The organism is Pseudomonas folii, from assembly GCF_014357575.1.
Taxonomy (GTDB): Bacteria; Pseudomonadota; Gammaproteobacteria; order Pseudomonadales; family Pseudomonadaceae; genus Aquipseudomonas; species Aquipseudomonas folii.
Window position 1 is genome coordinate 1 of the sequence record NZ_JACONW010000219.1, and the last position, 6,325, is coordinate 6,325.

Below are 6,325 nucleotides of genomic sequence, written 5' to 3' on the forward strand. Positions count from 1 at the left end.
CTATCGCTGCCTCGCGGTTGCTCGTGTGCCCCTACAGAAAATCATTAAAATCAGTCAGGCGTATTTTTTATAGGAAAGCAGAAAAAAAACAGCCAAAAAAAACCGAAGCACCCAGGCTTCGGTTTTCATGTCCACGGCGTTGCAATCAGGCCGGGAACAATTCGCTTAGCTTCATCGCCAGCATCATGTCGCCTTCAGCGCGCAGCTTGCCGCCCATGAACGCCTGCATGCCGTCGGTCTCGCCGCTGACGATGCCTTCAAGGGTTTCGCCGTCCATCACCAGCGTCACTTGCGCGTCAGGGTTTTCGCCTTCCTGCAGCTCGCAGGTGCTGTCTTTGACGATCAGCGAGAAGTGTTTGTCTTCATCGATACGAAAGCCGAAAACCAGGTCCAGGCCAGCAGCGGCACTTGGGTTGAACTTGGCTTTCATGGCTTGAACGGCGTCGGCTACGGAGGTCATGGTTCGGTCCTTTCTAGTGGTTGTTCTGCAAGGTTTGCCTGGATCATCGGTAGGTGATGAGTTCCGGCGTATTCGTCAGTTGCAAGTGCGCATAATTGTTGAAGCCTGCCAGAGCAACCTCGTGACCACGGAACTTGAGGTGGTTGAACGAGGTGTTGACGATGTGCCAGTTGAGCTGGAAAGCCTGCTCGGCCGGCATTTGGGTAATCAGATGGAGCAGGGCGGTAATGGTGCCGCCTGAAGTAAACACGGCAATGCGCTCGCCGCTTTCAGCGCGCTCCAGCATTCGATGCAACCCGGCCTGAACCTGGGCAACAAATGCCTGCCAGCTTTGTAAGCCTTCGTTGTCGTGACTGCCATTGAGCCAGCGCGAGACAATCATTGAAAACAGGCGTTGAAACTCTGCACGGTGTTGGGCGGCATGCCGCATCACATGCAGCGCTTCGGGTTCGTCTTCAAGCGTTGGCAGCAGGGCGCGGATGACGGCTTCAGCGTCGAACTCATTGAAAGCCGCATCGACTTCCAGTGTCGGGGTTTTCAGCCCGGCAGCATCAAGTTGACCCAGGGTCAGTTCGGCCGTGTGCTGTTGTCGACGCAAGCTGCCCGTGATACAGCGATCAAAGCCTGAGCCAGTCCGTGAAAGGTGTGCACCGAGCACTTCTGACTGACGAATGCCGATCGGCGACAGCACGTCGTAATCGTCGGCACCAAAGGATGCCTGGCCATGTCGTATCAGATAGATGCTGCCCACGTCCGTTTCCCGGTACGTTGAAGTGTTTGCGAGGTTATGAGGATGCCGAAGGCGTGTCAATGAAAAAACATACGCTTGTTTGAATGGCCATTATGAAACGATTGGCGACTGGTCGCCGTCAGGTCGCACCGGTATGCTTGATCCATCCGCGCCCCTTGAATGGTAAGGGCGCAATCCAAGTGAGGAGTCTCTGTGGAGTTTTTAGCCGATTACGCCAGCTTCCTGGCCAAAACGGTCACCCTGGTTGTCGCTATCGTCATTGTGCTGGTGGCCATTGCCTCCATGCGCGGCAAAGGCCGCCGTCGGTCAGCGGGGCAGTTGCAAGTCACCAAGCTCAACGATTTCTACAAGGCTTTGCGTGAGCGTCTTGAGCAATCCCTGCTGGACAAGGATCGCCTCAAGGCCCTGCGCAAAGAGCAGGCCAAAAGTCTCAAGAAAGACAAGAAGCAGGCCGAACCCAAGTCCCGCGTCTACGTGCTGGACTTCGATGGCGATATCAAGGCGTCTGCTACTGAAAGCCTGCGTCACGAAATCACCGCACTGTTGACCCTGGCAACGGACAAAGACGAAGTCGTACTGCGCCTGGAAAGCGGCGGCGGCATGGTCCACAGCTATGGTCTGGCCTCTTCGCAACTGGCGCGCATTCGACAGGCAGGTATTCCGCTGACCATTTGTATCGACAAGGTGGCGGCCAGCGGTGGTTACATGATGGCGTGCATCGGGGACAAGATCATCAGCGCACCCTTCGCCATTCTGGGGTCGATTGGCGTTGTCGCACAGTTGCCCAACGTCAATCGTCTCCTCAAAAAGCACGACATCGACTTCGAAGTGCTGACCGCTGGTGAGTACAAGCGCACGCTGACGGTATTTGGTGAAAACACCGAAAAGGGCCGTGAGAAGTTTCAGCAGGACCTGGACATCACCCACGACCTGTTCAAGAACTTTGTCGCCAACTACCGTCCGCAACTCGCCATTGATGAAGTGGCCACTGGCGAGGTGTGGCTGGGCGTTGCAGCACTCGACAAACAGCTGGTGGACGAGCTCAAGACCAGCGACGAATACATCGGTGACCGCGCCAAAAGCGCTGAGGTGTTCCACCTGCATTACGCGCAGCGTAAAAGTCTGCAGGAACGCATGGGCATGGCCGCAACGGGATCAGTGGACCGCTTGCTGCTCAGCTGGTGGAGTCGCCTGACTCAACAACGCTTCTGGTAAATTCGTAAAGCGCCGCCTGCAATTGCAGGTGGTGCTTTTTATTGTCTCGAATAAATCAGCGCGCGGTATTTATACAGGTCATTCAAGGTCGCGATATCCATAAGACTGGCAATCTCTTTGCAATAAGGAAATTGCCCGAAATGCCGACACCTGTCGATTACCTTGCCAGCAATCCTGCTCTGGACACCTTTGCCCGCCACCACGGAGCTGTCATCAAAGGCCCGGCGAGTTTTGCCCGAGCGCTGATCAAAGCACACGCCACTCAATACTGGGCGATGGACATCGATCCGGACGCCATTTGCCTGACAACACTTCGTTTCAACTCGCCGCCAGCTACTGCTCCCTTTCCAGCTGTAGTGCAGAAGTCGCTGACGCTGACTGAGGCGCTGCTGGGTCATGTGCAGCGTCCTTCAGCCTTGTTCGGGTTTCTCGATGTCGTTCAGGCCTGGAGACCTCACGGGATTGCCTTGAAACGCGTCGAGAATCTGCTGCCGAATTTCACGGTGCGCACTTATGAAGGGCTTTACAAACGATCCACGCCACAGCGCTACGACGCCTCAACTCACGTCAGCATCAGTCCTGACCAGTTCAGACAGTTCGTCAAAAATACGGACCTGCGCACCCTCTACAGTCATTACATCGAGCAGTTGCTCGCGGGCAGTGCGCAGTACTTTCCGGTGCTGGCCAAAGCAGCCTTTATCAAAGCCGCTTTCCTGCAGGTGCGTGAAAAAACATTAAGCGAGGCAGACCAGCGACTGGCCCTTGAGTCCGTGGGCCTGACGGGAGCACAGCGTTGGGAAACGCTCACACCGGCCAAACTGGCCGAGCCGTTTCGAGTTGCGAGTCATATCGTCGTTTCACCGCTGAAAGTTCATCGCTATACCGCCACGGATATCCTGCTGATCAAGAACAAACGCAATCAGCGGACGCTGCTTTATATCCCCGGAAATTCGTCGCCCCTGCAGGGCTTTGAAAATGAAAGCAAACTCTCATATTGGCTGGCGAGCCAGTGCCGCGAGCCCGCCAGGCGACTGGCCCTGGGCGCGCATTTTCAAGAGCGAGACGACAGCGACGGATTGTTCCTGAGTGGTTTGTACACCGCTCTGGAAGGCGTCGCGGCCTATCCACACTGGCTCAACAGAGCCACCGGTAGCTGGCCGCCGCACCAATATGTTCACGCGGGCAAAGAAATTGTCGGTGATCCCTTTGATGCCCTGCGTGACAGTCTGCAAGCGCGCTTGAGGGCTGACGCCAGGTCGGTTATCCATACTCGCAGCGACGCGCACCTGGAGGGATTGGCCGAAGGCCTGACTCGCAGTCTGGTGTTTACAGGGTTGATCGCGCTGATGGTGCCTGAGGCTGTGCCGTTCATTATCGGACTTTCCACCACGCTGATCGGCGTTGGAGCGGTTCAGGTGCATCAAGGCAAAACTTTTGAGGAACGCAAGCGAGCAGCGCAACGCATCGAATTTGGCGTCTTCAACGCGCTTCCATTGGCTGCGGAAAGCTTGGTCAACGTCGCTGCCAGCTTGTCTGATGCAACATCAACCATTGAGCCGCTGGCCGTTGTCGATGAGCCCGAGTCGGTGGTCGGGCAGGGCGCTGAGCCTGGCAGGGGGCCGCGTCTGCGCTTTGAAATGGCGCCTCCCAATCTGCGTTCGCTCAGCTCCGGTCTACGTCAGTCATTAAAAGCATTCGAGGCGTCGCCCGCGTCATTACTTGGTGAGCCCACTGTCCACGGGCCCAACGGCATGCTGGATATCCATCATGCGGATGGGCATTACTTCGTGGCGATTCATGACAAGGCTTACGAAGTTTGCTGGGAGGAATATGCACGTCAGTGGCGTATTACTGCTCCGGACGGAACGGGTAGGGTTGGCCCCTTCATCAAGCAGCTGGACACCGATCAGTGGGACATTGATCTCGGTGGCCTCAGGGGTGGGATGGAAAACAGCGCAGTGCCCGTCACCCGTTCGGGCACGGCCAAGGCTTCATTGAATCAACAGGTCAAGGCGCTTTACCCCGGCTTCAGTTCGCAGCAGACCGCTGAGTTTATTGCCGGTCTACGCGCCAGCGGCACTTCAATCGAGATACAGCTTGCGCGACTGTCGATGGACTTTCAGGCGCTGGATCGCAGTCTGGAGCGTTGGGTCAACGGCCCGATGGGTTGGCGACCAGTGACTGAAACCCATTCGATACCGGTGTCCAGTTTGTCCAAGCGCAATGCGGCTGAAATCATCAAGCGCTGCTGGCAGCGACAAACACCCGTGACGGGGGCTGCTGCCCGCCATCTCAACGGCTTTGTGCTGGACCTGTCGGGTCTGGTGATTGGCGATTTGCCTTACCTGCCCGGCGACTTCAGCCATGTCACGGCCATTAATATTTCGCGCACCTATATGTCGCAACAATCGGTGAGCGCCCTCGTCAGTAAATGCCCCGGTCTGTACTGGCTGAACGCCGAAAACAACTTCCTGTCGGTGATACCCGCAGGTATTCGCCATCTGCGACACCTGACTCGCCTGACCCTGGCCAACAACCGCATTGTAGTCACCGCTGACATGATGCAGACACTCAGGCGCTTGCCTGATCTGAGGCTGCTCAATCTTGAACGAAACCCTGTCGGGCCGTTGCTGGATGTCAGCGAAATGCCGCAGTTACTGAACCTGTTCTTACGCGGGACCGGGTTGCTGGAGGCGCCAGCCGGAGTCTTCGAAACGCCCAACCTGATCGCGCTGGATCTGCGCAGCAACCGTATTACCACACTGCCCGATGCTTTTTTCGAGATGCCGGGCACTGTTCGGCATACGTTGCTGGACGGCAATCCGCTCTCGCTGGGCACTCGCGTACGCATTGGCGCTATCGGCGGACCCTTGGTGTTTACCGAACAGGCCGACAACGTAGAGTTCTGGCTAGCCCAGACACCGGCACTGGAGCGCGTTCATCGTCGAGCCGTATGGGACTTGTTCTGGAGCGAGATGCATGCGGCTGACTTCTTCGAAATTATTTCGCGCTTGCAGGGCTCTGCAGATTTCAGTTTGAGTCGTGCCGCCGTCACGCAAAGGGTCTGGGATCTTCTGGAGGCAGGTGCCAGGGATGAGCTTTTGCGCTCAAGGTTGATCGCGATGGCGGCGTTCCCCGAAACCTGCGTCGATGGTGCAGCCGTGATTTTCAGCAACATGGAGCTTGAGGTGCTTGTCAGTCAGGCCCGTTCATTGGCAACTGCCGGGAGAGAGGGGCCGCAATTGCTGAAGCTGTTACGTGGTTTGTTTCGTCTTGAAGAAGTCGATGGTCTCGCGCGCCTGGACGCCGCCGCACGTGTCGGCTTCACCGAGGATGTCGAAGTGCAGTTGGCTTATCGCGTCGGTCTTGCCAGTCGCCTGGAGTTACCGATCAACTCGCGCACGATGCAGTTCTCCAGCTCTGCAGACGTTACTGATGCTGCGCTGAACCGGGCTGAGCAAACGGTATTGAGCCGTGAAACGCCCGAAGAACTGACCGCCTTTGCGATAAAGCGTGATTTCTGGATCGACCATCTGAAACGCCAGTACGCCGCGGAGTTTGCAGCCTGTCAGCGGGCCACTGCATTGCGTATGGAGGCCCTTGATGATCTACAAAGCGAACGCCCCATGTCGGACGCGGCTTACAAAGGTGAGGCGGACGCGATTATGAAACAGCGGCAGCGAGATGAAGAGGAGCTGATGACACAATTGACCCAGGCGGAGTTGGTGGGAGGAGGTCTTGCAGCCAATGAAGTGTGACGACGCGGGACTGTCTTTAGCCGGGAAGGGGCCCATACAGTCGCTGAATTGGTGTCGTCAAAAAGGCATCTTTCCCAAACAAAATGCGATCACCTGACCTGGAATGCTTTTCTGTAGGAGCTGACGAGCACCGCGAGGCCG

General features: G+C 56.8%; 4 protein-coding genes. 2 read left to right on the forward strand and 2 right to left on the reverse strand.

Going from position 1 to position 6,325, the window contains the following annotated elements:
- Window positions 1–145 precede the first annotated feature (145 nt).
- The gene (locus H8S59_RS25340) at window positions 146–460 is read right to left on the reverse strand and encodes an SCP2 sterol-binding domain-containing protein (RefSeq protein ID WP_027899113.1); all 315 of its coding nucleotides are present in this window, start codon (window positions 458–460) and stop codon (window positions 146–148) included.
- Between the two features lie 43 nt (window positions 461–503).
- On the reverse strand, window positions 504–1,211 hold the full coding sequence (locus tag H8S59_RS25345; RefSeq protein ID WP_187523211.1) for a histidine phosphatase family protein: 708 nt from the start codon (window positions 1,209–1,211) through the stop codon (window positions 504–506).
- A gap of 192 nt (window positions 1,212–1,403) precedes the next feature.
- On the opposite strand from H8S59_RS25345, the gene sohB reads away from it, so the two are divergent.
- Together sohB and H8S59_RS25355 are read left to right on the forward strand one after the other, a co-directional pair.
- Window positions 1,404–2,426: a protease SohB gene (sohB, locus tag H8S59_RS25350; RefSeq protein WP_187523212.1), complete on the forward strand. Its 1,023-nt coding sequence runs from the start codon at window positions 1,404–1,406 to the stop codon at window positions 2,424–2,426.
- Window positions 2,427–2,566: 140 nt separating this feature from the next.
- Entirely contained in the window at window positions 2,567–6,184 is a 3,618-nt protein-coding gene (locus H8S59_RS25355; RefSeq protein WP_187523213.1) for an NEL-type E3 ubiquitin ligase domain-containing protein, read from the forward strand.
- Window positions 6,185–6,325: the final 141 nt, after the last annotated feature.

What these genes read in the sequence shown, in the direction of transcription:
- H8S59_RS25340 (WP_027899113.1), bottom strand. Translation starts at nt 460, where the DNA reads ATGACCTCCGTAGCCGACGCCGTTCAAGCCATGAAAGCCAAGTTCAAC.
- H8S59_RS25355 (WP_187523213.1), top strand. Translation starts at nt 2,567, where the DNA reads ATGCCGACACCTGTCGATTACCTTGCCAGCAATCCTGCTCTGGACACC.